The following is a 25268-nucleotide window of genomic DNA, read 5'->3' on the forward strand; positions in this document are numbered from 1 at the left end:
GTATTCCTTGCCGTTGGCAGGGACTGGTCTCAGTAATCGCTGTGTTCGCGGAATACGCTTTGCTGGCCGTTGGCGCGGAAGGCGATAACCTGGTAGTCGTTCTTTCGCCCGGTTTCCATGCCGGGACTGCCCTGGACCATACCCGGAACTGTCAGTCCGACGGTATTGAATTGGGGGTTTTCCAGGTAAGCGAGGATATCGTCCGCCGGCACATGGCCCTCGATTACCAGGTCACCGATCAGCCCGGTGTGACAGGAGGCTAGCTCTCCGGGTACGCCATGGGTCTGCTTGATCGCACTGACGTCGTCGGTATCGATTACCCGGGTCTTGAAGCCGCTAGCCTCAAGGTGCTCAACCCACCCCTCACAGCAGCCACAGCTTGGGCTTTTATAGATGGTAATGGCCGGCCCGGATTGGCTGACCGAGGCCGGAGGGGGTGATGTTTCGGCGGATTCGTTGGCCTGGATTGCCAGCGTGGTGGCGCCGGCGGCGAGCGCAATGACAGCTACGCCAGTGTAAAGGGCAAGTTTTCTGGTCTTCATGGTGATCTCCTGACAGGCTTGCCCGCCTATGACTCTGTGAAGCCGGTCCAGCCTGTTAATATGAATGTAAATCCGGTTTTCCGGGCGTTGCGGCCCACGGTGATGAAGCTGTGAGAGGATCAGGAGAGGGTGTCAGGTGGGGGTGTCAGGACATCGGAAATCGGGCTGCGGTAAACCGCCCAGAAAGGTATGGCGTCAACGTGGGCAGCAGTTTGAATGGAAGGCACTGATGTTGCTGTGGCCATGCCATAAACCGAAGCTGAAGCGCAGTGAGAGGCCGCCCGGTGACAATTTTGTTGCTCGGAGGTATCGCAATCCACAGCCATTTTGGAATGATTTATGCCTGAGGTACTGGCCCTGGTCTGGGTCATTCCGTCCCAGTCGGCTGCGCTGATGCTCGTGTTCGCCGCATCGGTATTCGCTACCCCGGCAAGCCTCTGAGTCGGGCCGCCGATTAACAGCAGAATGCTTAACAATGCTGCAAGGAATTGGCGAGAAGGCATGTTGGTTTCCATGAGTTGAACGGCTATAGCGATCCTGATGTCCCTTTTATTCAATATAAAACCTTTGATCTGGTCATACGTCAAGCTACGACAATGTTATTTTTGTCGGGCGATGAGGCATTTGATTGAGATCAACGTCCGAGCCGGACCGCTCTGGTCATTCAGTTTGAATTCAGGTGAATGTGGTTTGCTGACAGAACGTCACCGACTCCCTCCTGGGCCCGAACAAGGACGTGTTTTTGCATCCAACATCATTAACCATGTGTAAGAGGTAATCTGGAATGGACATTAGAACATTTCGAGAGCTGATTGAGTGGACACGTGATCTTCATGCGAACCTGGCACGTTGCATGTCCCATTGCGCAACAAAGAATGAAGAGGAACGGGCAAGGGCGCTGTTGGACTACCTGGCAACCCATGAGTCCGAGATGGAGCGCATCGTAAACGAGTTTGAGCGCCAGGGAGATGCGAAGGCCCTGGAGACCCGAGTTATCGACTACCTCTCTCATAACCCGATCAAAACTCACCGAACCTGCGACGAGCCCTACGCAAAGCTTGATTTTGCTGGCATCTCCCGCGAGGTCTTTGACTTCCACGATCAGATTATTGATCTCTACAAGACACTGGTTGGAAAGGCCGAGATTCCAGAAGCAAAGGAACTGCTGGAATCACTGTTGACCATGGAGCAGAACGAATCCATGCGTCTCGCTCGCCAGGTAGGGCGCATGGACGACCTTTAAAGCAACCAAATAGATCGAGAGGCCAGGGTAAGCGGTAGTGATCACACCTGAAAGACGGGTGCGAACCCACCGCCTGGGGTACGAAAGTTAGTGGCCTGGCCTTGGTAAACCCGTGCGGCGGAAAGCAGAAGTTGCCCAGCATAGGTGTACAAACGGATATCGACCTTTCTGGTGGTGACCGTGCCATCCACTCTCAGCGTGCGTTCTCCGGCGGGAACGAAGTTCTGCGCGATGTAATCACCCTTCAGGATCTCTTCGAAAACGCGGCGGGTCAGTTTTTCGCCCCGATAGACGCCCTTGCTGCCATGGCCCGCCACCGGTTTGAAAAACAGTTTACGCCGGTTGCTCCACAACTCCGCCTCATCACTTGCTGAAACCAGCCGGGTCTTCGGTACAGCTCTATCCAGAAATCCTGCCTCGGTTTCACTCAGGCCCCAGTCGCGCAGGGTTTGGGCATCAGATAGCAGGATCAGGTTCCGTTTGTCGGCCATAAGCGCATGGGCGCGTGGATTGGGCGTGACGACCGCCGCGCCGTCGAGGTAGGCGCGCCTTAATGCTCCAAGAGCCGGGGCCTCCAAGGCAAAATCCACCAGGCGGTTGTACACCATGTCGATAGGCTTGCCGTGGGCGCTCAGAGCGCCATCAACATACTCAAGCTCCGATGGGTCGAGGATCAAGGTCTCAATGCCTCTGGCCTGGAATAACTGCTGGGCCAGTTGGAATTCCGGGAACATAAACTGGGATTCTGGGGCATCGTCCACAATGGCCAGGCAACCGGGCGTCGAGTCGCCACCTTGGCGTTGCCACTCCTGTTGGAACATGGAAAACACCGCGTCCTCGAACCCATCCAATGCACGGTTGGTGCCAGCGGTCTGCTGGGACGGGTCACAACATCGGTGTTGAGCCCGGGCCAATACCGTGTTCAGAAATGCGCCGCCGGCGTTGGTGTTGATTTCGATCAGCTGAGGTCCGTTCTCGCCCAGGTGAAAGTCGTAGCCCATGAAGGCCCCGATGGGGCCTGGATCAAAACCCGCGATGCCGGGCGCCCAGGACAGAGCTCGTTCCCGGTAGAACGGAAGCTCGGCAGCCGATTCGATCGCCTGAACGATCCGCTCCATCGTCGCGATGTCCGCCCGGGGTACAAAAACCGGCGTGTTTGAAAACAGGTGGTGGAGCTCGGGAACCGCCGACGATTCGTTCCCGGCGTCTGAAAACTGCTTTTTGAGGGTATCGGTGAGGGCTTTCCGATCAAGAGTGATGCAGTAACACTGCCGGTTGAGCTGGTCGGCGTGGGTTTTGGTTGTTCGCTGGTTTTCCTGGGGCTCGTCTTGCATTGGTCGTCCATGGTCATTGTGAATCGTTCCACCTTGATTCTGGTCAAACGGATGCATGTTTCGCAACTGTTTTCAGGCCTGTTTCAGCTTGGTGTGATGGACTGCCAAGTAATGACCATGCCTGTTCGGGATTTTGCTAACCGGGCGAGGAAATCTTACTGAAACTCTCTGACCAAAAAGGGCACGCTATGAAACATTCGTTGCGCAAACAGTGGATTGCTGGAATTACGGCCAGTGTCGCTATGAGTTTTTCGCTGATGGTGGCCGCAGACACGAACCGGGCATTTGTTCCCATGGGCACAGCGGATGCCGTCGGCGTTATTGATCTGGAAAACCGCAAGGTGACGTCGTCCATTGGCGGCACACGGAATACCCACGGTTCGGCACTGACCCCGGATGGCCGGTATCTGGTGGTGGGTAGTTTGTCGGCGCATGATCGTCAGGAGCCGGTTAGTCGCCCCGAAGGCGTTTCAGAAGATGAACACGCCGCTCATCATGGGGGCGGGAAGTCTACTGAATTGGAAGCAGGGAGTACCGGGCTGCTCTATTTGGTGAACACGGCCACAAAGACGATTGACCGCAAACTGGAAGTGCCGGGGCCGGTGCACCATGTGCTGGCGACTTCCGACGGTCGCTATGCCGTTTCCACGCATCCTGCTAGTGGCAGTATCAGCGTTGTGGATCTGGATTCCGGTCAGTTGGTCAAAACTGTGGCGACGGGGCCGGCCCCCAACTATCTGGTGCAAACCGACGACGGCCAATCCCTCCTGGTCAGCAATACCGGTAATGGCACGGTCAGCGAAGTGGATACCGAGCACTGGTTCGTCGAGCGCAACCTGCGGGTTGGCGGCAACCCAGAGCATATGGTGCTTGCCCCCGGCAACCAGCGGCTCTACGTGAATGATGCTGCATCCGGCCAGGTTCTTGCCCTTGAGCTTGCCAAAGGCGCGGTGGAGAACCGGTACGAGGTTGGGGAGGCGCCCCATGGCGTTGGCTTGAGCGTAGATGGCCAGACCTTATATGCCACCAGCCAGGGCGGCAACCAGGTGGTCCGGATTGAGCTAGCCAGCGGCGCCCGCCACACCAGACCGCTGGCTCCTGCGCCCTATCATCTTGCGGTCTCTCCCTACGATGGCCAGCTACTGGTGACCAGTCGGGCAGAGAACAAGCTTTGGGTGCTCGACCCGGAATCCCTCGATGTGGTTGATGAGATCGCGCTGAGCGGCATAGGCCATCAGATATCCCTTGAAGCCCATTAGTACTCTGTTCTGACACTGGTTTTTTCGCAAAGGAACCGCTCATGGATCGACGCTTTAAAATTACCTTGGCAATATTTGCCGTGATCGCACTGGTTTTACTCTGGGGAGAACACAAGGTTCATCTGCTTGGCGCCTTGCCCTGGCTGATACTGCTTGCTTGTCCGCTGATCCATATTTTTATGCACGGAGGGCATGGAGGGCATGGAGGGCATGGCGGACATAACCACCAGGCAGAGCAACCGGGAAAGAGTGGAGAGCAGCGTGATGACTGATGGTGCATCGGATTATGGCCTTTGGAGCCTGGTGGTGCTGAATTCGGCGATTTTCATATTCTTCGCCTTCAGTTTCTTCAAACCACAGACCCGCCGGGACTGGCGTTCGTTTGGTGCCTTCAGCGCGTTTCTGGTGGCACTGTTCACCGAGATGTACGGGTTCCCGCTGACGCTCTACTTCCTCTCCGGCTGGCTGCAGAGCCAGTATCCCAACGTTAACTGGTTGGCTCACGACAGTGGCCACTTGCTGGAAATGCTGTTTGGTTGGAAGGGGTCCCCACACTTTGGGCCGTTTCATCTCTTGAGCACAGTGTTTATTGGCCTCGGGTTTTATCTGATTGCGGCTGGCTGGCGTACCCTGTATGCCGCGCAAAAGGCAGGGCAGTTGGCCACAACCGGCCTGTATGCCCACGTTCGCCACCCCCAGTATTCCGGCTTCGTGCTCATCATGTTCGGTTTTCTGCTGCAGTGGCCAACGCTGCTGACGCTGGCCATGTTCCCGGTGCTGGTGTGGATGTACTCGCGCCTGTCTATTTACGAGGAGCGTGAAACAGAAAAAGCGTTCGGCTCCGATTGGCGGGCCTATGCAGCCAGAACTCCCCGTTTTATTCCGCGATTGGGGAATTTGAGGCGCAAGGCGTAGCGGTGGTTTTTACCGCGGGGGGGCATAGGTCCAGAATGATTGTCAGGGAGCGGTTCTTAGTTGTCATCTAATCAGTCACTTTCATCGCAAACGGTTGTCGGAATGGTGGTGGTGGCGATTCTTTGGGCCATCTGCTTTCCATTTATAAGTGTTGGGTTGCCGAATGCCCCCCCGTTACTGTTTGCGTCGCTGAGAGCATTTTTTGCTGGCGCCTGTTTGATTGGTATCGGGTTGAAAATGGGGCACAGCTTCCATTGTTCATTCAGGCGCCTGGCGATGCTCGCGTTAATTGGCTTCAGTTACACCGCCCTAGGTCTGGGTGGCATGTTTCTCGGGGCGGGCAATGTAGGGCCAGGCGTCGCCACCGTGCTGGCGAATGCGCAACCTTTGTTCGCAGCGATACTGTCGATTTTTGTACTCAGGGAAGCCATCACAGTCCGTCTGTTTTTGGGTTTGTTCATTGGTTTTGTTGGCGTTGCTGTTCTCGCGTCACCCGGTTTTGACTTCGGAACGGATCGCTTCATAGGGGCGGTGTATGTGCTTGTTGGTGCCGTAGGGACCGCAATTGGTAACGTTCTGTTAAAGCTTCAGGCTGGCGAGGGGGAGGTGTACTGGCCGATGGGAATTCAGTTGGTCCTGGGCGCCGCGTTTTTGTTTGTCGCTTCCATGTTGGTGGGTGAAGGCTTTGAGGTGGACTGGACCTGGTCATTTTCCGGAGCTGTTTTCGTGCTTGCCGTTCCGGCAACTGCGTTAATGGTTGTGCTCTGGTACGAGCTTCTGGCCAGAGCGCCTTTAAATAAGCTTAACCCTTTTACGTTTTTGACACCGGCCTTCGGATTAATGATCGGAGCGCTATTTTTTGGTGAGACATTCAGTGCAGTTGAAATTACGGGGGTCGTGATCACTGTGGTTGGGCTTATGGTGATTATCCTGGTTCCAATCAGGAAAAGTGCACCGAATAAGGTTTATCGGTAGCGTGCTTCTGGTGCCCATGAAGTCGAGGAGCAAAATGATGCATATGGCAGAAATCTCACTAGGCGTTCTTTTGGTCGCGCTAATCAGCGGCTGCGGTAAACAGACGGTGGATGACCGCTGGTACACACAGGCCCAGGTCGAGCGCGGCGCAATGGTCTTCGACGACAACTGCGCAAGCTGCCATGGCGGCAATGCCCAAGGGGCTTTCAATTGGAAAAAGCCCCTGCGGGATGGCTCCTATCCGCCGCCACCGCTCAACGGAAGGGGCCATGCCTGGCACCATTCGTTCGACACGCTGATGGGTACGATCAATCAAGGTGGCGCCCCCATGGGTGGGAAAATGCCGGCCTTCGCAGGCGAGCTCTCCAGGGACGATCAAAAAGCCGCTATCGCCTATTTCCAGAGCAAATGGGAAAAGCGGATCTATGAGGCATGGTCTGAAAGGAGTGGGCTCTGATTTCTCTCGGTAATCAGACGATTAACTCAAGGAGGCAGGGTATGAAATGTTTATGGGTGGTGGCTTTTCTAAGTGTTTTTCCGGGCAGTGCGCTGGGTGGTGCGCCTTCGGCGGAATCATTGATTGAGGGGATGGAGGCCACCCTGTGGTCGGACAGCAACCACGGCCGTTTCACCATGCGTATAGAAACCGAATACTGGACCCGGGAACTGGACCTGGAAGCCTGGATGGACCGGCCGGACAAAACCCTGATCCGCATCCACGCCCCCAGGAAGGAAGCCGGCATCGGCTCGCTACGAATAGGCGATGCCATGTGGAACTACCTGCCCAAGGTGGACCGCACCCTCAAAATCCCGCCCTCGATGATGCTGCAACCCTGGATGGGCTCGAACTTCAGCAACGACGACCTGGTCAAGGAAAGCTCGTTTGTTGATGACTACACCCATGAAGTGACCGACAGCGAAGAGCAGGGCGGGGCGACGACCTATCGCGTGGTTTCCACCCCCAGGCCCGACGCGCCGGTGGTCTGGAGCCGCCTGGAATTCCAGATCCGTGACGATCACATTCCGGTTGCCATGACCTATTTCGGCGAACGGGACCGGGCGATCAAGACCATCACCTACAGCGACATTAACAGTCTGGGCGGCCGGAAAATTCCCACCGTTTGGACCATGGTGGATGCGGACAACCCCAAGTCCCGCACGGTGATTGAGATTGACGCCATCGAGTTCGATCTTCCGCTTGACGACGACCTGTTCACTCTGCGCCGCTTGCGCAATCCACAGTGAGGCATGCTCATGACGCTTGTGAATGTCGAACACACCTCCCGCATCTACCGCCAGGACAGCGTTGCCGTGAAAGCTCTGGACGATGTGTCGGTGGCCATCGAGGCCGGGGAGTTCACCACGCTGGTGGGGCCGTCCGGCTCCGGCAAGACCACCCTGCTGAACCAGATCGGAGCGCTGGATGAACCGTCCTCCGGTAAAATTCAGATAAATGGCCAGGAGATCACCGGCCTGAGCCGCAAGAAGCGAACCGTCCTGCGCCTGTGGAAGATCGGCTTTGTGTTTCAGGAATACAACCTGATTGGCGTACTTTCGGCCCAGGAAAACGTGGAATACGTGCTGATGCTGCGGGGTGTGCCCTTTGGCGAGCGCCGCCGGCTGGCCCGGGCGATCCTTGCTGACGTGGGGCTGGGCGGGCTGGAAACCCGACTGCCCAATGAGCTCTCTGGCGGCCAGCAGCAGCGGGTGGCGGTGGCCAGGGCCATTGTCAGCAAACCGGCCATCGTGCTGGCCGACGAGCCCACGGCCAATCTGGATTCCAAGACTGGCGCGGCGCTCTTGGACATGATGCGCCGACTCAACGACGAGCAGGGCGTCACCTTCGTTTTTTCCACTCACGATCCCATGGTTATGGAGCGTGCCCGGCGGGTGGTCCATCTCAAGGACGGCCAGATCGAACGCGAGGAACGCCGCCCATGATGGCCTCGCTGCGGCTGGCTCTCGGTAACCTGCGGACCAACCGACGGCGCACGGGGATCACCCTGTTATCGCTGACCGTGGGTGTGGCGGGCCTGGTGTTTCTGTGGGCGTTCATCGACGGCATCAACGCCCAGATGATCAACAACATGACCGGCTATGTCACCGGTGATCTCAAGGTTCACAAGCGCGGCTTCCATGACGAACGGGAAATGAACATCGCCCTGCCGCAACAATGGAATCTGCCTCAGGCGGTGGCCGAAACCGAAGGGGTGACGGCCGCAGCGCCGCGCCTGACCGGCCACGCCCTGGCCAGCCTGGCCGACCAATCCCGGGCGATGCAGGTGATCGGCGTTGACCCCGCCCGGGAAAAAGCGGTGACGCGGCTCGACCGCTCCCTGGTGGCAGGTCGCTACCTGCAATCTGGAAACGAAATCCTGCTCGGCACTGGCGCGGCCCACGCCATGGAAGCTGAGGTGGGCGACGAACTGGCGCTGGTGGTGCAGGCCGCCGACGGCTCCATCGGCGCAGATCGTTTCACCCTGGTGGGGGTGTTTGAAACCGGCGTCAAACGCATAGACGGCCAGGTTGCTCAGGTTCCCCTGGAGGCGGCTCAGGCCCTTTACGCGCTCTGGGGCCGGGTCACTGAAGTGGCCGCCCGGGTGGCCGACCCCGACCAGTTGCAAAGTGTGATAGACCGCCTGCAACCGCAATTACAGGCGCGACAGGTGGAGGTGCTGGGCTGGCCCGAGCTGATGCCGTCTTTGATGCAGATGGTGGACTTTCACAATGCCGTGACCTACATCGTTATCCTGGTGGTGTTTGTGGTGGTGGCCGCCGGTATCGTCAACACGATCCTGATGTCGGTGATGGAGCGCGGGCGGGAGTTCGGCGTCATGATGGCGGTGGGCACCTCGGGTTCGCGCATTGTGCAGTTGGTGTTGTTGGAGACTGCGCTGCTGGCCTTGGTGGGTTATGCCCTCGGCCTGGCCCTTGGGCTGGCGGTAACCGCCTACTTTGCCAGCCATGGCTTGGACTTCACCGCCTACATCAAGGCGATGGATACCATGCCCGGCCTGAGCGGCATCGTCTATCCCGCCACCAGCCCCGATCGCTGGGCGATCATCGGCGTGGTGGTCATCGTGGTGGCCCTGCTGGCAGCAATACTGCCGGCCTGGATTGCCAGCCGTCATACGCCCCTGGAGGCTATGGATGCCCACCGCAGTGCCACCAACCGGTTACGTCGCATCCATAGCGAGGTGACGTCTAACCGGATGGTCGTGATCTTTGCCCAGATGGCCCTCCGTTCGGTCTTCCGCAACCCTCGCCGTTCGCTCATCACCGCCTCGGCCACGGCCTTCGGTCTGGCGGCCTATCTGTTTCTCTACGGTTTTGCCGACGGCTTCTTTGAGCAGATGATCCGCAATTCCACCCAGCAACTGAGTGGCCACGTTCAGGTGATGGCGAAGGGGCACGATGTGGACCTTTCGCCCCAACTACGCATCGACAATGTGAGCGCACAGCTGACGACGCTGGGCGATCAACCCGCCGTTCAGGCCGCCGCCCCGCGTATCCTGCTGAAAGGTATGGTGGCCAATCCCAAAACCAGCCAGCCCATGGAGCTGGTGGGCGTGGCGCCGGATCAGGAGCAGCAGGTTACCCAACTGGCCCGCTACATGGTGGAAGGCCGGTACGTTCAGACTGGTGGTGATGGCGTCGTCATCGGTCGAAAGCTGGCGGACGAGCTGGGCGCCCGCCTGAACGACAAGCTGGTGGTGACCGTTCAGCAGGCCGGCGGTGACCTGGCCTCCGGCGCCTATCCCATTCGTGGCATCTACCGTACCGGCAGTGACCTGTTCGACAGCGAATACGTGTTCTTGAACATCGCCCAGGCCCGCCAATTGGCAGGGTTCGCCCCGGACCAGGCCTCGCGCATCGCCCTGCGGTTGCAGGACCGCACTCAGAGCACGCCGCTGGCCGGACGGCTCAATGGCGAACTGGCCGATACCCAACTGATGGCCCAGGACTGGGAAACCCTGTTGCCGGTGGTGGTGCAGATGATCGAAATGACCCAGATCGACTTTTACCTGATTCTGTCCGTGGTGTTCGTGGTAGTGGCCATCGGGGTGATGAACACCATGGTGATGTCGGTGATGGAACGCACCCGGGAACTGGGGGTCATGCTTGCCCTGGGCACCCGGGGCAGCCAGTTGGTGCTGACCATCCTGTTCGAGGCGTTGTTCCTGGCGTTGCTGGGCATGGTGGCGGGCACAGTGCTGGGCGGGCTGCTCGTCACCTGGCTGAACCGCAGCGGCATCGACCTGTCTGCCATCGCTGGCTCCTTCGAGACCATTCCCGGCATCACCGACAAGGTGTACCCGGTGCTCATCATCGACCATGTCTGGTTGCCCAGCCTGCTGCTGTTCGCCTGCTCGGTGCTGGTGGCGCTGTACCCGGCGCGACGGGCAGCCCGGCTGGACCCAGTGGAGGCCATTCGCCATGGTTAGGCGGTTTCGCCCCATTCTGGGGCTTCTGGCGGCCCTTTCAGCGTCCGGGGTCCAGGGGGATTTCAGCCATTCTGGCTCCCTCAAGAATCAGACAGTGGGTTCACGCTCGCTGGTGGACGGTGACCATTACCTGTCCAATCTGACCCGGCTGCGCCTGGAGCCGCGCTACCGTCAGGGCGATTGGACTCTGGAGGCGGCTTACGATCTGGAGCTGCTTACCGGCAGCTTCCTGGATTCACCGGAATTCGCAATACTCAAGAGTGCGCCGGACCCGCGCTACTGGACGCTGCAAGACGAGTTCCATGAGTCCGGGGATCTGGTCGCCCGCCACCAACTCTACCGGGGTACCTTGCAATGGCGCTCGCCGGTAGGCGACTTCCGACTGGGGCGTCAACAGGTCAACTGGTCCACTGCCCTGATATGGAACCCCATGGACATCCTCAATCCTGTCAGCCCTCTTCAGTTGGAGCCCGATGAACGGATTGGCGTAGACGCCCTGTTATGGGATAGATCCTGGGGCGCAACCGGCCGATTCAGTGCCGTTCATGCACTGCAGGATAGTAGCGAGAATGCCAGCACGGCGGTGCGGGCCAAGCGTTTTTTCGCCGGCGTTGATGCAGGATTGATGGTGGGTGAGTTCGCCGACGTCACCAAAGCGGGTTTCAGCGGCAGTGGCTCAGTGGCTGGCACCGGTTGGCGTTCTGAGCTCGTCTGGAGCGAGCCGGATGCCGGGGACAGCTACTGGCAAGGAGTTGCAGATTTGAATTGGGCATTTCGCAACGGACTCAACCTAGCCGTTGAATATTTCTACAATGGTCGGCCCGTATCACCGGGACTTCCTGGCTTGGCCGGCCTGGTGTCCACGCAACCAGTCTATGCAGGGCGCCATTATGCCGGGCTTCTGGTATGGCAGGATATCACCCCCTTCTGGCAGTATCGGCTGGTGACCATCCGGAATGTCGATGATGCCAGTTGGGTGCTTTACCCGAGATCCACGTGGATACTACCGCTGAGCCACGAGATCTATTTCACTGCTGGGGCCCAGTGGTTCGGGGGTGACAGAGAGAGCGAGTACGGAAGACTTGAACCATTAGGATTGATGGAGGTGCAGTGGTTTTTCTGAATAGTACCTACCGGCCAGGAGCCGCTGTTGTACTCGTTCTGATGATCTGGGGCGTCAGTTTTTTTCTGCACTTTTTCTGGGAAATGGTGCAGGTTCCGTTCTTCACCGATATGACTGAGGCCCGTCATTTGGATGTGGTGTGGTTATGCACCCGCGCCACTATCGGAGATGCCAATATAGCCATCGGCGCATATGCCGTTGCGGCATTGATATCAAGGGACTGGTTTTGGGCAGTGAGCGGCTGGAGACGAACCAGTCTGTCGGTTTACCTTGCAGGCGGACTAGTTGTAACGATCGTTTTTGAGTATTGGGCGACAGGGGAAGGTGAAAGGTGGAACTATAGTGAGTTGATGCCCGTGCTCTCATGGACAGGCACCGGGGTGCTCCCTCTCGCTCAATGGGTCTTCCTGCCACTGCTAACGGTATTAGTCGTCGAATGGATGTTTCTTGGATGGTTGACCTTGAGAGCCAAATGAAAGATTCACTATGGAAACTGAGGGGAGGTACCTTTAAAAGTTTAAATATTCAATAAATAGTCGATCACCTTTTATAAAAGGTGATCGACTATTTATTTACTTAATAATCACTGCTTTTATCAGGAATGAGTATGACCCATGGAATGGGCATCTGAATCCTTTGCTTCGTAATTTAAATGTCGTAACTCACCCCGGATTACCTGATGCTTACCCATATGCCGATCGCTTTGTTTGTTTTTCATACAGTGCATTTGCGTACTTTCGGTGCTGGCTGTTTTGTTCGGGTAAGTGCGCGCTTCATTAATCCGGTCGGCCAACCCTGAATTGGCAGTGGCCATGGTAGAAAATAAAGTGGCAGCTGCGGCAGCGATAATGATTTTTTTCATGATGCTCTCCTTAATTGCCTTAAACCGTTCAAGAAATTCAGTTCAGTTTCAGGTTTCTGTGGTTTACTTGAGCGTGATCAGAGCGTCGACTGCTCGAAGCCCGAGCCAGCTGACGCTTGCGTCTCCACCAGTTGACTTTACCGTAGGAATTACCCTGCGGTATTTTTTTGCCTTTGTTTCAGCGCCTTATGATAAGCCCGGCCTTCTTCCGTCATCATTTGCACGCGAGCCTCAAAGCCCCCTTCGGACATCGCATTACGTGTCATGTCTCTGTGTAAGCGCTGCATCTCTTCATTCTTAAGTATTTCTTCAATAGATGATTTGTCCATCATTTGGCTGTGCATGGCCTTCATGTCCTTATTGTCTGACATGTTGCCGGCGAGTACGGATGTTGAAACAGTAACTGCTGCTGCAAATATAAGTAACGTTTTCATGTTTACACCTCCTAGTTGGTTGGTGAGTTAATTAAAACATCGGTTTCTGAATTGATCCTGAAAGAAACTAAATAATATAAAATAAAGTAACTTTTTTCAGGAATAACAGTGTCTTGATGTAAATCAAATTGTGCATTTTCGTTCTGCAATTCAGTTTGGTTTCAGATAAGCGCTATAAGATTGCGATTCAGAAAAATTTTAATGGAGATATAACGTTGTCCATTCTTCCTCACCTTATAAAGCCGGCCTTTCTCGGTGCTCTGGTTTTGACCAGTTTGCCCGCTTGGACGGCACCCAGACTTGAGTTAACCGTCGCGATTGATGCGGCCATCGAGAACGATCCCTGGCTGCGTCAGAGTGTGCAGATGCAGGATGCGCTGTTGGAAGAAGCTGTTGCCGACGGGGCACTCCCGGACCCCCGGATGACGATTGGTGCCGCGAATTTGCCCACGGATACTTTTGATACCGGACAGGAGCCAATGACTCAGGCCACCATTGGATTTACCCAGCGAATTCCGCGAGGTAATAGCCGTCAGTTGGCCAGCGCAAAAAAACAGGAAATGGCAGGCGTTCAGCCTTTTCGACGCGAGAACCGCCGGGCGCAGGTCAAGGAATCGGTAACCCATCTCTGGCTTGAGGTTTGGCGATCCCAGCAAAGCATCGGACTGATTGAAGATAACCGCACGCTGTTTCAACAGTTAGAGGATGTCGCAGAGGCTGGGTATGCCTCAGCAAGCATGGGCTCCAGGCAGCAGGATGTTATCCGTGCCTCGCTAGAATTGACTCGACTTGAGGACCGGCTGACGGTGCTGCATTCGCAACAGGCATCGAACCGCGAGGCGTTGGCAGAGTGGATAGGCCCGGACCAGGCCAAGCTGGCTGTCAGTAAAGATGTACCCAACGAGTTGCTGAGAGTGTTTCCTCTGGGCTGGGCTGAAACATCCGCAGAGGCACTGATCCGCCATCCGTCAATCCGCGCGACTGATCAGTTGATTGATGCCCAGAGTGTTGACGTTGACCTGGCTCGCCAGGCCTACAAGCCGGAATGGTCAGTATCTGCACAATATGGATACAGGGAGCGGGCACCAAACGGTCAGGACAGGGCCGACCTGTTTTCTGTAGGCATTGGCTTTGATCTCCCGATCTTTACGGGCAACCGGCAGGATCGAAAACTGAATGCATCAGTGGCGCGACTGGAGGCGGCAAAAACAGAACGTATTTTGCAGATCCGGGGACTTCATGCCAAAGCCCGTGCGGCCGTGGCCCGGATCGAACGACTGGATGACCGCATAGAGCTCTATGAACAGACCTTGCTGCCGCAAATGGAGGCGCAGGCAAGCGCAGCATTGACTGCTTACAACAACGATGACGGCGACTTCGCCGAAGCGGTACGAGCGCGAATTGCAGAGCTTAATACCCAGGTTGAATTGATACAGATGATGGCCGAGCGGGCCAAGAATCTGGCGAGTTTCCGTTATCTGACGTCCGACACTTCCGACATACCTTCCTTTTCACTGAATCGTTATCAGGATTGACCATCATGGCTAATTTTGCTCGCCCTTTGGGCTTTGTATTGCTCGGCGGCCTCGCCGGTGCAGGGGCCACGTACTGGCTTGACACTGACGCGACTTCGACGCCTGCAGCTGAAATGGCCGCTTCTGGCCCAAAGGAGCCGCTGTATTGGGTAGCCCCGATGGACCCCAATTTCAAAAGTGACAAACCCGGAAAATCCCCGATGGGGATGGATCTAATCCCGGTATACGAGGAGGGTGGGTCAGCTGAGGATCCAGCCGGCACGGTCCGAATTTCACCAACGGTCGTCAACAACCTTGGGGTTCGAACGGAGCCGGTGATTCAGGGGCGCCTGCCTAACAACATTACTACCTTAGGCTACGTGCAGTACAACGAAGACGAGATGGCCCACGTGCACCCTCGTGTTGAAGGCTGGATCGAAGCGCTTTATGTCAAAGCCGAGGGCGAGCCTGTTGAGCAAGGCAAGCCTTTGTACACGCTATACTCGCCCACCCTTGTGAATGCGCAGGAAGAACTGCTTCTCGCGATGAACCGTGGCAATCAGAGACTGGTTGATGCTGCTACCGAGCGATTGTTGGCGCTGAACGTACCGGCTAGTCTGATCAGCCAACTGCGCCAGAAGCGCGAAGTCCAGAGAACCATGACGGTTTACGCTCCGGGTTCCGGGGTGATCGAGAATCTGAATGTTCGTGAGGGTATGTTCATCAAGCCCGGAAACCGGGTTTTATCGATTGCCGCGCTGGATGAGGTCTGGGTGATCGGCGAAGTGTTTGAAAGCCAGCTTTCCGCCGTAGAGGCTGGTAACCGGGTGCAGATGACACTGGATTACATGCCCGGTCGCGAGTGGCGCGGAAACGTGGATTACGTCTACCCCGAAGTGAACCCGAAAACCCGGACGGCGCAAGTGCGGATGCGCTTTGATAACGATGATGGTGTCCTGATGCCAGGCATGTTCGCTCGCCTGGATGTTCAGGGCGAACGGGGACAGCGGCAGTTTCTGGTGCCACGGGAGTCGGTCATCCGCACCGGACAGAGCGACCGACTGGTTCTGGCGATGGAAGAGGGCGCCTTCAAGTCGGTTAACGTGACCGTTGGGCGCGTCGGCGACAAGTATGCGGAAATACTCAATGGCCTCTCGCCAGGCGACACGGTGGTCACATCCGCCCAGTTCCTGATCGATTCGGAATCCAGCAAAACCTCGGACTTCCAACGGATGTCATCCCCTCAGGATATGGATGAGCAGGGGATGGATCATGAAGGCATGGATCACAGCACCATGAGCCATGGCGGGGGCGAGTCATGATTGCCGCTATTATTCACTGGTCTATTCGTAACCGCTTCCTGGTGTTGCTGGCGACGTTGCTTATCACAGGGCTCGGCCTTTATTCGCTGAAACAAACGCCGGTGGATGCTCTGCCGGATCTGTCCGATGTGCAGGTCATTATCAAAACCAGTTTCCCGGGCCAGGCGCCGCAGGTGGTGGAAGACCAAGTGACCTACCCGATGACGACAGCCATGCTCTCGGTACCGGGCGCGAAAACGGTCAGGGGATACTCGTTCTTCGGTGACTCCTATGTTTACGTGATCTTCGATGAAGACACCGACATGTACTGGGCCCGCTCACGGGTACTGGAATACCTGTCCCAGGTTGCGCCCAGCCTTCCAGACTCTGCAAGGCCTCAGCTCGGGCCAGACGCTACCGGAGTTGGCTGGGTTTACCTGTATGCGCTGGTAGACCGCACTGGGAACCAGGACCTAAGCCAGTTGCGCAGCCTGCAGGACTGGTTCCTGAAGTACGAACTGCAAACGGTGCCGGGTGTCTCTGAGGTGGCTGCGCTAGGCGGTATGGTGAAGCAGTACCAGGTCAAGGTCAGCCCGGAAAAACTCAGGGCGCTGGGAATTCCTCTGGCTCACATCCAGAACGCCATCAAGAGAGGCAACCAGGAAGTGGGCGCCTCCGTGATCGAGATGGCCGAGGCGGAATACATGGTGCGCACGTCTGGCTATATAAAGTCTCGTGAGGATCTTCTGTCGATTCCATTAGGCCTCGATGATAACGGTACCCCCATATTGCTGAAAGATGTGGCCACCGTTGAAGTTGGCCCGCAGATGCGGCGTGGGGTTGCCGAACTGAATGGGGAAGGTGAAACCGTCGGCGGTGTTGTGGTGATGCGCTTTGGTGAGAACGCTCAGGCAACCATTAATGGCGTGAAGGCGAAACTGGAAGACCTGAAATCCAGTTTGCCTGAAGGCGTCGAGGTGGTGACGGTTTACGATCGCTCTGGTCTGATTGAGCGGGCGGTCAACAATCTCGGGTTCAAGCTGCTTGAAGAGTTTCTGGTGGTGGGCCTGGTGTGCATTATCTTCCTGTTCCATGTCCGCTCGTCGTTGGTGGCGATTCTCAGCCTTCCCGTGGGTATTCTGGCGGCCTTTATTGTCATGCACTGGCAGGGAATCAACGCCAACATCATGTCACTCGGGGGGATTGCCATTGCGATCGGGGCGATGATTGATGGCGCCATCGTCATGATCGAGAACATGCACAAACACATGGAGCGAACCCCGTTAACCCCTGAGAACCGATGGGAGGTCGTGGCCAGATCGGCCTCTGAGGTCGGACCAGCGCTGTTTTTCTCGCTTCTGATCATCACTGTCAGTTTTGTGCCGGTGTTTGCGCTGGAAGCGCAGGAAGGGCGGATGTTTTCGCCCCTGGCGTTCACCAAAACCTACGCCATGGCGGCGAGTGCTGCCCTGGCGGTGACGCTGGTGCCGGTGCTGATGGGCTATTTCATTCGTGGCAAGGTGCTGCCGGAGCACAAGAACCCCGTGAACCGTCTGCTGGTTGGCGTTTATATGCCGGTTCTGAAGCTGGTGTTACGCTTCCCGAAAACGACGGTTATTGCTGCGTTGCTGGTATTGGCTGTGGGCCTTTGGCCAGCCACCAAAATCGGTAGTGAGTTCATCCCGCCACTGGATGAAGGCGACTTGATGTACATGCCCACTACCTACCCGGGCATTTCCATTGGTAAGGCACGGGAGCTGTTGCAGCAAACGGACAAGCTGATCGCCACCGTCCCCGAAGTCGAAACCGTGTTCGGCAAAGTGGGGCGGGCGGATACCGCTACCGATCCGGCGCCGTTGACGATGATCGAGACCTTCATCCAGCTCAAGCCGAGGGATCAATGGCGGGAGGGCATGACCACCGAAAAGCTGAAGCAGGAGCTCAATACTCTGATTCGGTTCCCGGGGGTAACCAATGCCTGGGTTATGCCGATCATCACGCGTATCGATATGCTGGCAACGGGTATTAAAACGCCGGTGGGCATCAAGATTGCCGGTCCGGACCTTGCCGTCATCCAGAACATCGGTAAACGCCTTGAGGAAGTCATGGTCGACATCCCCGGTACAGCCTCCGTTTACTCTGAGCGAGTCGCTGGGGGCCGCTACATCAAGGTGGATATTGATCGTGAGCGTGCCGCTCGTTATGGGCTGAATATCGCGGATGTTCAACAGGTTGTGGCCTCGGCGATTGGTGGCATCAACGTTTCCCGAACCATCGAGGGACTTGAGCGGTATCCCATTAATCTTCGTTATCCGGAAGATTACCGGGATTCGCCCGAGAAGCTGGAACAACTGCCCATCGTGACCGCATCCGGCCAGCGTATTGCCCTGGCAGATGTGGCGGATATCGGCGTGGAGGATGGCCCGCCGGCCATTAAGAGTGAAAACGCGCGGCTGAATGGCTGGACCTTTGTGGATATTGAAGGCGTTGATGTGGGAACTTATGTCGAGCAAGCCATGGCCACGGTTGGTGAAGAACTGGATCTGCCGGCTGGTTATTCAATCAACTGGTCTGGCCAGTATGAGTACATGCTCCGTGCGAAGGAAAAACTGACCTATGTGGTGCCGTTAACGCTGGCTATCATCGTCATCCTGCTGTTTCTTAACTTCCGCCGTTTTGCCGAAGTGGGAATTATTATGGGCACGCTGCCGTTTGCGATGATCGGTGCTATCTGGCTGATGTATCTGCTTGGCTATAATTTTTCGGTAGCCGTCGGTGTCGGTTTCATCGCGCTGGCCGGCGTTGCCGTGGAGATTGGAGTGATAATGTTGGTGTATTTGAACCAGGCCTATAACGCAATGCTGGAAACGTGTGAAGACAAAGGGCTGAAGCCAAGGCGAGAAACCCTCCGCCATGCCGTACTACACGGTGCCGGTATGCGGGTTCGGCCAATCATGATGACGGCGGCCGCCATTATCGGGGGGCTTGTGCCCATTATGATTGGCACCGGTACAGGGTCGGAGGTGATGGGCCGGATTGCAGCACCCATGGTGGGCGGTATGATTTCCGCTGTCATTCTGGCGTTGCTAGTGATTCCTGTGCTCTTTTATCTCTGGAAACAGCGAACTCTTAGTGAGTAACGCCGATAGCAAGGTGCCAGGATTCGGCCTGGCACCTTGCTATCACGTCTATACCGGTTATCACGATCATTCGCAGGGTGCCTACCCCTCTACTGCGCATATTCCTAAATCTATTTGCCTGAACGTTCGCTTCGCGACCAAAGCTGAGGGTGCCAAGTGAAAATGTCTGCTTGGATGGCGCAGCGCGGCTGTGCCATGAAGAGAGTCAGGTGAAAACAGTGCAAAGGTCACGTCGGTAGGTTGCGATGCATTCACCTAAAATAACTGGGCACTGCCAGGGCACCATTTGGGCACAGGCGCAATAATCGAGAAAAATTCCTGCTTTTAATCTTACCGTGCAAAGGTCACTGATCGAATCGGAGGTGTTCGGACTGCTCAAGCGCGAGCGATACAGGTGAGGGTATTGCCTTGGTGATAACTCATTGATTTGCCATGTTAATGGCCCGCCCGTCAGGATTCGAACCTGAGACCTTCGCCTCCGGAGGGCGACGCTCTATCCAGCTGAGCTACGGGCGGATTTCAACAAGTTTGGCATGTTTGACCGTTGCCTTCGGTTCCGGATTTTTGCTCTGACCCTTGCCTCCGGAGGGCAACGCTCTATCCAGCTGAGCTACGGGCGCTTCGAGTTCGACGATGGCTCGCCGATTTCGAGTGCGCAATCTTACGTGCGTAGCCGGTCTCTGTCCAGCCCCTGAAGGCAAGTCCCGCCTTCAGTTTTGGGGCAGTCGCTGCTCGGGGGTAATCGTTACCAGGTTGTTGTCGTTGCTGAAGGTTACCTCGCCGTCCTGGATGGTCACCTGGAAGCTCATGGAGCGGTCGGCGAGCTCGGCCAGGACCTCAGTGCTGTCGCCCGGCAGGTGAACAATGGTGAGGTTGTCGAAACGTTCCAGCTTGCCGTGGTGTTTGTCCCACCATACGGGAAAGGCTCGATCGCCATAGGTATAGAGGATCACTTTCCCGGCGCGATTGCAGGCCTTTCTTATTCTGTCTTCCTCGGGCAGGCCCAGTTCAATCCACACGTCAATCTCGCCGGTCAGGTCTTTCTGCCAAAGCTCTGGCTCGTCATCGGTGCTCAGGCCCTTGGTGAATTCCAGGGTGTCACTGGCGTTCAGGGCAAAGGCGAGCAGCCGGATCATCACGCGCAGGTTGGTTTCCGACGGATGCTGGGCGATGGTCATCTGATGGTCCGCGTAATAGTGGCGGTCCATATCGGCGATGTTTAACGTCGCCTTGAGGATGGTTGCTTTGAGCGCCATGGGCTTCCTGCATTGGTATCGGGATAGTGGTTTGGGCTAGTGTAATGCAATTCTTTCCCGGTTGAGTGTAAGCGCATGCCGATGTTGCGTGGTTTTCTGGTTCTGGTGCTGTTTTTTATTCTTGGTGAGTCTGTGCGCCTTCTTCTGGCGTTGCCGGTCAGTGGAGGCGTGCTGGGGATGGTGGTCATTACCTTCACGCTGATGGTCAAAGGCAGTGTGAGTGATGATCTGGCTCGGGCCAGCCAGGGGCTGATATCGGTGCTTGTGCTTCTGATCATGCCGGGGGTTGTGGGCGTGTTTTTCACTGCCGATCAGTTCTCGGGGCAATGGCTGGCTGTTGCTGCGGCACTGCTGATGGGCACCTTTCTGAGTGTGCTGACTACCTTATTGTTGATGAAGGCAGTGACGGCGAGGGGAGTGAGCGATCGTGAGTGAAGTCTTCGCCCGCTTCCAGGCCTTGCCGGATCTGCTTGCCGCCACCCCGATTCTGGCAATCGGCTTGACGCTCGGCGCCTTTTTCGCCGGCAACTGGCTGTTCTCCCGCATTGGCCGGCCCTTGTGGCTGCCGCCGGTTGTCTTGTCGGCGTGTCTGCTGGCCGGCGTCATTGCGATTTTGACGGTGGATTATCAGGACTATCAGCAGGGCGCCCACTGGCTGACGGTGCTGCTGGGTCCTGCCACTGTGGCCCTCGGGATTCCCCTGTACCAGCAGATGCACCATATCCGTGCCATGTGGCGCCCGATTGTGGTCACTCTGCCGATTGCCGCCACCATGGCGGCGGTTTACGCCGTCGTGATTGGCTGGACGTTGGGCGCGACGCCGGAGGTCCTGGCCTCGCTGGCGCCCAAGTCGGTAACGGCACCGATAGCCATCGGTATTACCGAGCAGTTGGGTGGCTCGGTGCCTCTGATGATGGGCGGGCTTCTGATCACGGGCGTGGTGGCAACCCTCTTCGTTGACCTGCTGGCGCGGCTTTTGCCCGTTAAAGACGAGCGGATTCTGGGCTTTGCCCTGGGGTTGAACGGCCATGCCATTGGCACTGCCCGGGCGTTTGAAATCAGCCACACCGCGGGAGCGTTTGCGTCTCTGGGGATGGGGCTTACCGGCGTGTTTACTGCCCTGATCCTGCCTCTGGTTTTCCGGCTTTAAGACTGCGCCAAATCAGGTCATTCACCTGGCGTATAACCCCATGTCGCAATTTCGATTGCCCTAAGTGTTTTCCGAGACTAGCTTGTTGGCCAGGTATTCGGCGCCGTTCTGCGCCGATGTTCCGTGAAAATTCCTAAAACAGCGACGGAAAACGCGATGAAAAAACTGATTGCAGCATTTGTCGGTTCCATGGCCCTGGCATCGGCGCCGGTAGCCCTGTCTGCCGAGGCGACCAAGGAACTGAAGATGGCGTACGACGCCGACCCCGTGACCCTCGACATTCATGAGCAGCTGTCTGGTGGCATTCTCCAGCTGTCCCACATGACCTTTGATCCGCTGTTGCGCTGGACCAAGGATCTTGGTTTCGAGCCGCGCCTGGCAGAGAGCTGGACCCGGGTTGATGAAAACACCATGCGTTTCAAACTCCGCGAGGGCGTGAAGTTCCATTCTGGCAACGAGCTGACGACCGCGGATGTGAAGTTCACCTTCGACCGCCTGAAGCAGAGCCAAGATTTCAAGGCCATCTTCAAGCCCTTCAGCGGCATCAACATCATCGATGATTACACCTTCGAGCTAGTCACCAGCGAGCCCTATCCGCTGCTGCTGAACACCGCCACCTATATCTTCCCGTTCGACAGCGAGTTCTACAGCGGCCAGACCGAAGACGGCAAAGACAAGAGCGCCATCCTCAAGCATGGCAACTCCTTCGCATCCGAGAATCTGTCGGGCACCGGCCCTTACACCGTGACTGAACGCAAGCAGGGTGTCCGCGTCGAGTTCGAGCGCTTTGACGACTACTGGGATACCGAGTCCCCGGGCAACGTCGGCAAGATCGTGCTGACTCCGATCAAAGAGAACAACACCCGGGTGTCTGCCCTGCTGTCCGGTGGTGTCGACTTTATCGCCCCGGTTCCGCCCAATGATCTGGAGCGGATCCGCAACGACAAGAACGCCAACCTGGTCACCATGAGTGGCACCCGCATCATCCTGTTCCACATGAACCAGGAGCGGGTGGAAGCCTTCAAGAACCCGAAGGTGCGCCAGGCGATTGCCTACGCCATCAACCAGGAAGGCATCGCTGCCAAGATCATGAAAGGCTTCGCTACCCCCGCCGCCCAGATGTCGCCTGAAGGCTACCAGGGCTACAACGAGTCCCTGACACCGCGCTTCGATGTGGCCAAGGCCCAGGAGCTGATGAAGGAAGCCGGTTACGAGGACGGTTTTACCATCACCATGATGGCGCCGAACAATCGCTACGTGAACGACGACAAGATCGCTCAGGCGGTGGCTGCCATGCTGGCACGCATCAACATCAAGGTGGATCTGAAGACCCTGCCGAAAGCCCAGTACTGGCCGGAATATGACAACCGCGCCGCTGACATGATGATGATCGGCTGGCACGCGGATACCGAGGACTCCGCCAACTTCTACGAGTTCCTGACCTTCTGCCCGGATGCCGACAGCGGTTCTGGCCAGTACAACGCCGGCAACTACTGCAACCCAGAAATTGACGCTCTGGTGCAGCAGGCCAACGTCGAGACCGACCTGGATAAGCGTGCCGCCATGCTGCAGGAAGTGGAACAGCGTCTTTACGACGATGCCGCCTTTGTTCCGCTGCACTGGCAGGACCTGGCCTGGGCCTCGAAGAAGAACGTGAACATTGAGCCGGTGCTCAACGTCATGAACTTCCCGTACCTGGGTGACCTGGTTGTTGAGTAACTGCCTTTGATGGCCGGCCGGCGCTGGAGTGATCCGGCGCCGGCCTTTTGTTTGCAAGCCTTATCCGGAAGCTTTCCATGTTAGCGTTTTTGGTTCAGCGGATTTCCCAGGCGTTTCTGGTCATGTTTGTGATCAGCGTGATTGCCTTTGCCATTCAGGATGGCCTCGGGGACCCGCTTCAGGAAATGGTGGGGATGTCCGTCTCCGAAGAGGAGAGGGAAGCCATTCGAGAGGAGCTTGGCCTGAACGACCCGATGGTGGTGCAGTACCTGCGGTTTGCAGGCAATGCGCTCCAGGGCGACCTGGGTAACTCCTATTTCTACAGCAAGCCGACCCTGGAGGTGATCGCCGAACACCTGCCGGCGACGCTGGAGCTGGTCATCGGTGCCAGTCTGATTATTGTGTTTCTCTCCGTGCCGATCGGTGTCTATGCCGCTATCCGGCCCCAGGCATGGTTATCCAAATTCTTTATGGGCATCAGTACTGTGGGTATTTCCATACCGGTGTTCCTGACGGCCATTGTGCTGATTCAGCTGTTCTCCATTGGTGTGACGGTGAACTGGTTCCCGTCGGACACCGGCTGGGGTCAGTGGCTCAACGATTTCTTCAGCACCGAAGGCGGGCTGCCTTCCTACGGCCGTGGTGATGAGCTGACTCACCTTTTCGGCACCTGGGAGTCCGGTTTCTTTACCGGTACCGGGCTGATGCATCTGGTCCTGCCGTCGGTGTCGCTGGCCTCGATCATGCTGCCGCTGTTTATCCGGCTGATCCGGGCCGAGATGATGGAAGTACTGCAGAGCGACTATGTGCGTTACGCCCGGGCCAAGGGCCTGAGCGCCGGCCGCATCAACTTCCTGCACGCACTCAAGAACACCATGCTGCCGGTGATCACTGTGGGTGGCGTGCAGATCGGCATCATGGTGGCCTACACCATTCTCACAGAAACCGTGTTCCAGTGGCCGGGCGTGGGCCTGATGTTCCTGGAGGCCATTACCCGCAGTGACATTCCGCTGATCGTGGCTTACCTGATGGTGGTGGGCCTGATCTTCGTGGTTACCAATACTCTGGTGGATCTGATCTACGGTCTGGTGAATCCCACCGTCAAACTGACAGGAAAGAAAGCATGACAACGGCAACGGTTTCCCGCTGGGACCGCTTCCGCGAGTCCTTCTTCTGGTACAGCTTCAAGCGCGACAAGGTGGCTATTGTCAGCTTTGCCGTGCTGCTGCTGATGGTGTTGGCGGCGGTGTTTGCGCCGCTGCTGGCGCCCGCCGATCCCTACGATCTGGCGTTGATCAACATCATGAATTCCGAACTGCCCCCGGTGGGCATGAGCGGTGCCGATCCGGCATTTCCCCTGGGCACCGACGCCCAGGGCCGGGATCTGCTGTCCACCATTCTGTACGGCACCCGGGTGTCCCTGATGATCGGTTTTGGGGCGGTGGTCCTGCAGGCGTTTCTGGGCATTCTGTTCGGTCTGCTGGCCGGCTACCTGGGTGGCAAGGTGGATGCGGTGCTCATGCGCATTGCCGATGTGCAGCTGTCGTTCTCCACCCTGATGGTTGCCATCATTGTGGGCGCGGTGTTCAAGGCCAGCTTCGGTAACCTGATGTTCGGCGAGATCGCCATCTACATGCTGATCTTCATCATCGGTGTTGCCGAGTGGCCCCAGATTGCCCGGACCGTCCGTGCTTCGGTGCTGGCGGAGAAAAAGAAGGAGTACGTCGACGCCGCCAAGGTGATGGGTTTCGGAACCCGACGGATCATGTTCCGGCACATCCTGCCCAACACGCTGTCGCCGATTTTCGTTATCGCCACGGTCCAGATTGCCAACGCCATTATCTCCGAGGCGGCGCTGTCGTTCCTGGGGCTTGGCATGCCGGAAACCCAGCCGTCGCTGGGCTCGCTGATCAAATCCGGCTTTGACTACATCCAGAGCGGCTCCTGGTGGATCACGTTGATCCCGGGCCTGGTGCTGGTGGTGCTCGTACTGGTCATCAATCTGTTGGGTGACTGGTTGCGGGATGTGATGAACCCACGGCTGTACAAGGGGTAA

The 25268-nt window shown here is 57.0% G+C and carries 24 protein-coding genes and 1 tRNA gene; 19 read left to right on the forward strand and 6 right to left on the reverse strand.

Going from position 1 to position 25268, the window contains the following annotated elements:
• Window positions 1–29: 29 nt before the first annotated feature.
• The gene (locus tag ACWJ62_RS17400) at window positions 30–542 is read right to left on the reverse strand and encodes a DUF411 domain-containing protein (RefSeq protein ID WP_449287332.1); all 513 of its coding nucleotides are present in this window, start codon (window positions 540–542) and stop codon (window positions 30–32) included.
• 784 nt (window positions 543–1326) lie between these two features.
• On the opposite strand from ACWJ62_RS17400, the gene ACWJ62_RS17405 reads away from it, so the two are divergent.
• Window positions 1327–1785 carry a hypothetical protein gene (locus tag ACWJ62_RS17405; RefSeq protein WP_041338076.1) on the forward strand — a complete coding sequence of 153 codons (459 nt, stop codon included), beginning with the start codon at window positions 1327–1329 and terminating at the stop codon, window positions 1783–1785.
• 41 nt (window positions 1786–1826) lie between these two features.
• On the opposite strand, the gene ACWJ62_RS17410 is transcribed toward ACWJ62_RS17405, so the two are convergent.
• On the reverse strand, window positions 1827–3119 hold the full coding sequence (locus ACWJ62_RS17410; protein WP_449287333.1) for a hypothetical protein: 1293 nt from the start codon (window positions 3117–3119) through the stop codon (window positions 1827–1829).
• A gap of 188 nt (window positions 3120–3307) precedes the next feature.
• Between ACWJ62_RS17410 and ACWJ62_RS17415 the strand changes: the two genes are divergently transcribed.
• The 10 genes from ACWJ62_RS17415 to ACWJ62_RS17460 are packed head-to-tail and all read left to right on the forward strand — an operon-like array spanning window position 3308 to window position 12312.
• Window positions 3308–4378 (forward strand): YncE family protein, encoded by a 1071-nt coding sequence (locus ACWJ62_RS17415; protein ID WP_449287334.1) that lies wholly within the window; start codon window positions 3308–3310, stop codon window positions 4376–4378.
• A 41-nt stretch (window positions 4379–4419) separates the two neighbouring features.
• Window positions 4420–4650 carry a DUF2933 domain-containing protein gene (locus tag ACWJ62_RS17420; RefSeq protein WP_163982083.1) on the forward strand — a complete coding sequence of 77 codons (231 nt, stop codon included), beginning with the start codon at window positions 4420–4422 and terminating at the stop codon, window positions 4648–4650.
• Window positions 4643–5293 (forward strand): methyltransferase, encoded by a 651-nt coding sequence (locus tag ACWJ62_RS17425; protein ID WP_449287335.1) that lies wholly within the window; start codon window positions 4643–4645, stop codon window positions 5291–5293. Before ACWJ62_RS17420 ends, ACWJ62_RS17425 begins: the two co-directional genes overlap by 8 nt.
• Window positions 5294–5353: 60 nt before the next feature.
• Complete coding sequence (locus ACWJ62_RS17430) at window positions 5354–6268, forward strand: DMT family transporter (protein ID WP_449287336.1); 915 nt, start codon at window positions 5354–5356, stop codon at window positions 6266–6268.
• 37 nt (window positions 6269–6305) lie between these two features.
• Window positions 6306–6725, forward strand: coding sequence for a c-type cytochrome (locus tag ACWJ62_RS17435; protein ID WP_449287337.1), 420 nt, complete (start codon window positions 6306–6308; stop codon window positions 6723–6725).
• Window positions 6726–6766: 41 nt separating this feature from the next.
• On the forward strand, window positions 6767–7513 hold the full coding sequence (locus ACWJ62_RS17440; RefSeq protein WP_449287338.1) for an outer membrane lipoprotein-sorting protein: 747 nt from the start codon (window positions 6767–6769) through the stop codon (window positions 7511–7513).
• Window positions 7514–7522: 9 nt separating this feature from the next.
• On the forward strand, window positions 7523–8209 hold the full coding sequence (locus ACWJ62_RS17445; RefSeq protein WP_449287339.1) for an ABC transporter ATP-binding protein: 687 nt from the start codon (window positions 7523–7525) through the stop codon (window positions 8207–8209).
• A complete protein-coding gene (locus ACWJ62_RS17450) occupies window positions 8206–10713 on the forward strand; it encodes an FtsX-like permease family protein (RefSeq protein WP_449287340.1) in 2508 nt (835 codons plus the stop codon). The genes ACWJ62_RS17445 and ACWJ62_RS17450 overlap by 4 nt, the downstream gene beginning before the upstream one ends.
• Window positions 10706–11836, forward strand: a complete 1131-nt coding sequence (locus ACWJ62_RS17455) for a hypothetical protein (protein ID WP_449287341.1) — start codon at window positions 10706–10708, stop codon at window positions 11834–11836. Before ACWJ62_RS17450 ends, ACWJ62_RS17455 begins: the two co-directional genes overlap by 8 nt.
• Window positions 11824–12312, forward strand: a complete 489-nt coding sequence (locus ACWJ62_RS17460; RefSeq protein WP_108019656.1) for a hypothetical protein — start codon at window positions 11824–11826, stop codon at window positions 12310–12312. Before ACWJ62_RS17455 ends, ACWJ62_RS17460 begins: the two co-directional genes overlap by 13 nt.
• Window positions 12313–12431: 119 nt before the next feature.
• Here the strand turns inward: ACWJ62_RS17460 and ACWJ62_RS17465 are convergent, their stop codons facing one another.
• Together ACWJ62_RS17465 and ACWJ62_RS17470 are read right to left on the reverse strand one after the other, a co-directional pair.
• Complete coding sequence (locus tag ACWJ62_RS17465) at window positions 12432–12698, reverse strand: hypothetical protein (protein WP_181259083.1); 267 nt, start codon at window positions 12696–12698, stop codon at window positions 12432–12434.
• Between the two features lie 149 nt (window positions 12699–12847).
• A complete protein-coding gene (locus tag ACWJ62_RS17470; protein ID WP_449287342.1) occupies window positions 12848–13132 on the reverse strand; it encodes a hypothetical protein in 285 nt (94 codons plus the stop codon).
• Window positions 13133–13398: 266 nt separating this feature from the next.
• Between ACWJ62_RS17470 and ACWJ62_RS17475 the strand changes: the two genes are divergently transcribed.
• The 3 genes from ACWJ62_RS17475 to ACWJ62_RS17485 are packed head-to-tail and all read left to right on the forward strand — an operon-like array spanning window position 13399 to window position 19087.
• Window positions 13399–14667, forward strand: a complete 1269-nt coding sequence (locus ACWJ62_RS17475) for a TolC family protein (protein ID WP_449287343.1) — start codon at window positions 13399–13401, stop codon at window positions 14665–14667.
• Between the two features lie 5 nt (window positions 14668–14672).
• Window positions 14673–15968: an efflux RND transporter periplasmic adaptor subunit gene (locus ACWJ62_RS17480; RefSeq protein WP_449287344.1), complete on the forward strand. Its 1296-nt coding sequence runs from the start codon at window positions 14673–14675 to the stop codon at window positions 15966–15968.
• Entirely contained in the window at window positions 15965–19087 is a 3123-nt protein-coding gene (locus ACWJ62_RS17485) for an efflux RND transporter permease subunit (RefSeq protein ID WP_449287345.1), read from the forward strand. The genes ACWJ62_RS17480 and ACWJ62_RS17485 overlap by 4 nt, the downstream gene beginning before the upstream one ends.
• A 439-nt stretch (window positions 19088–19526) precedes the next feature.
• On the opposite strand, the gene ACWJ62_RS17490 is transcribed toward ACWJ62_RS17485, so the two are convergent.
• Window positions 19527–19603, reverse strand: a tRNA-Arg gene (locus tag ACWJ62_RS17490).
• 194 nt (window positions 19604–19797) lie between these two features.
• The gene (locus tag ACWJ62_RS17495; RefSeq protein ID WP_449287346.1) at window positions 19798–20343 is read right to left on the reverse strand and encodes a YaeQ family protein; all 546 of its coding nucleotides are present in this window, start codon (window positions 20341–20343) and stop codon (window positions 19798–19800) included.
• A 75-nt stretch (window positions 20344–20418) separates the two neighbouring features.
• Here ACWJ62_RS17495 and ACWJ62_RS17500 point away from each other — a divergent pair, with 75 nt between their 5' ends.
• From ACWJ62_RS17500 to ACWJ62_RS17520, 5 genes are all read left to right on the forward strand, one after another.
• Window positions 20419–20778, forward strand: a complete 360-nt coding sequence (locus ACWJ62_RS17500) for a CidA/LrgA family protein (protein WP_449287347.1) — start codon at window positions 20419–20421, stop codon at window positions 20776–20778.
• Window positions 20768–21493, forward strand: coding sequence for an LrgB family protein (locus tag ACWJ62_RS17505; RefSeq protein WP_449287475.1), 726 nt, complete (start codon window positions 20768–20770; stop codon window positions 21491–21493). Before ACWJ62_RS17500 ends, ACWJ62_RS17505 begins: the two co-directional genes overlap by 11 nt.
• A 156-nt stretch (window positions 21494–21649) precedes the next feature.
• The gene (locus tag ACWJ62_RS17510; RefSeq protein WP_449287348.1) at window positions 21650–23212 is read left to right on the forward strand and encodes an ABC transporter substrate-binding protein; all 1563 of its coding nucleotides are present in this window, start codon (window positions 21650–21652) and stop codon (window positions 23210–23212) included.
• A 77-nt stretch (window positions 23213–23289) separates the two neighbouring features.
• Complete coding sequence (locus ACWJ62_RS17515; RefSeq protein ID WP_273046249.1) at window positions 23290–24339, forward strand: ABC transporter permease; 1050 nt, start codon at window positions 23290–23292, stop codon at window positions 24337–24339.
• Window positions 24336–25268, forward strand: coding sequence for an ABC transporter permease (locus tag ACWJ62_RS17520; protein WP_449287349.1), 933 nt, complete (start codon window positions 24336–24338; stop codon window positions 25266–25268). Before ACWJ62_RS17515 ends, ACWJ62_RS17520 begins: the two co-directional genes overlap by 4 nt.

It is taken from the genome of Marinobacter sp. PE14, from assembly GCF_053566155.1.

Excerpts from the sequence above, each read along its gene's own strand:
- ACWJ62_RS17500 (WP_449287347.1), top strand. The coding sequence starts at position 20,419 with ATGCCGATGTTGCGTGGTTTTCTGGTTCTGGTGCTGTTTTTTATTCTT.
- ACWJ62_RS17470 (WP_449287342.1), bottom strand. The coding sequence starts at position 13,132 with ATGAAAACGTTACTTATATTTGCAGCAGCAGTTACTGTTTCAACATCC.
- ACWJ62_RS17465 (WP_181259083.1), bottom strand. The coding sequence starts at position 12,698 with ATGAAAAAAATCATTATCGCTGCCGCAGCTGCCACTTTATTTTCTACC.
- ACWJ62_RS17445 (WP_449287339.1), top strand. The coding sequence starts at position 7,523 with ATGACGCTTGTGAATGTCGAACACACCTCCCGCATCTACCGCCAGGAC.
- ACWJ62_RS17425 (WP_449287335.1), top strand. The coding sequence starts at position 4,643 with ATGACTGATGGTGCATCGGATTATGGCCTTTGGAGCCTGGTGGTGCTG.
- ACWJ62_RS17405 (WP_041338076.1), top strand. The coding sequence starts at position 1,327 with ATGGACATTAGAACATTTCGAGAGCTGATTGAGTGGACACGTGATCTT.
- ACWJ62_RS17520 (WP_449287349.1), top strand. The coding sequence starts at position 24,336 with ATGACAACGGCAACGGTTTCCCGCTGGGACCGCTTCCGCGAGTCCTTC.
- ACWJ62_RS17410 (WP_449287333.1), bottom strand. The coding sequence starts at position 3,119 with ATGCAAGACGAGCCCCAGGAAAACCAGCGAACAACCAAAACCCACGCC.
- ACWJ62_RS17415 (WP_449287334.1), top strand. The coding sequence starts at position 3,308 with ATGAAACATTCGTTGCGCAAACAGTGGATTGCTGGAATTACGGCCAGT.
- ACWJ62_RS17485 (WP_449287345.1), top strand. The coding sequence starts at position 15,965 with ATGATTGCCGCTATTATTCACTGGTCTATTCGTAACCGCTTCCTGGTG.
- ACWJ62_RS17420 (WP_163982083.1), top strand. The coding sequence starts at position 4,420 with ATGGATCGACGCTTTAAAATTACCTTGGCAATATTTGCCGTGATCGCA.
- ACWJ62_RS17450 (WP_449287340.1), top strand. The coding sequence starts at position 8,206 with ATGATGGCCTCGCTGCGGCTGGCTCTCGGTAACCTGCGGACCAACCGA.
- ACWJ62_RS17515 (WP_273046249.1), top strand. The coding sequence starts at position 23,290 with ATGTTAGCGTTTTTGGTTCAGCGGATTTCCCAGGCGTTTCTGGTCATG.
- ACWJ62_RS17400 (WP_449287332.1), bottom strand. The coding sequence starts at position 542 with ATGAAGACCAGAAAACTTGCCCTTTACACTGGCGTAGCTGTCATTGCG.
- ACWJ62_RS17435 (WP_449287337.1), top strand. The coding sequence starts at position 6,306 with ATGCATATGGCAGAAATCTCACTAGGCGTTCTTTTGGTCGCGCTAATC.
- ACWJ62_RS17495 (WP_449287346.1), bottom strand. The coding sequence starts at position 20,343 with ATGGCGCTCAAAGCAACCATCCTCAAGGCGACGTTAAACATCGCCGAT.
- ACWJ62_RS17480 (WP_449287344.1), top strand. The coding sequence starts at position 14,673 with ATGGCTAATTTTGCTCGCCCTTTGGGCTTTGTATTGCTCGGCGGCCTC.
- ACWJ62_RS17510 (WP_449287348.1), top strand. The coding sequence starts at position 21,650 with ATGAAAAAACTGATTGCAGCATTTGTCGGTTCCATGGCCCTGGCATCG.
- ACWJ62_RS17440 (WP_449287338.1), top strand. The coding sequence starts at position 6,767 with ATGAAATGTTTATGGGTGGTGGCTTTTCTAAGTGTTTTTCCGGGCAGT.
- ACWJ62_RS17455 (WP_449287341.1), top strand. The coding sequence starts at position 10,706 with ATGGTTAGGCGGTTTCGCCCCATTCTGGGGCTTCTGGCGGCCCTTTCA.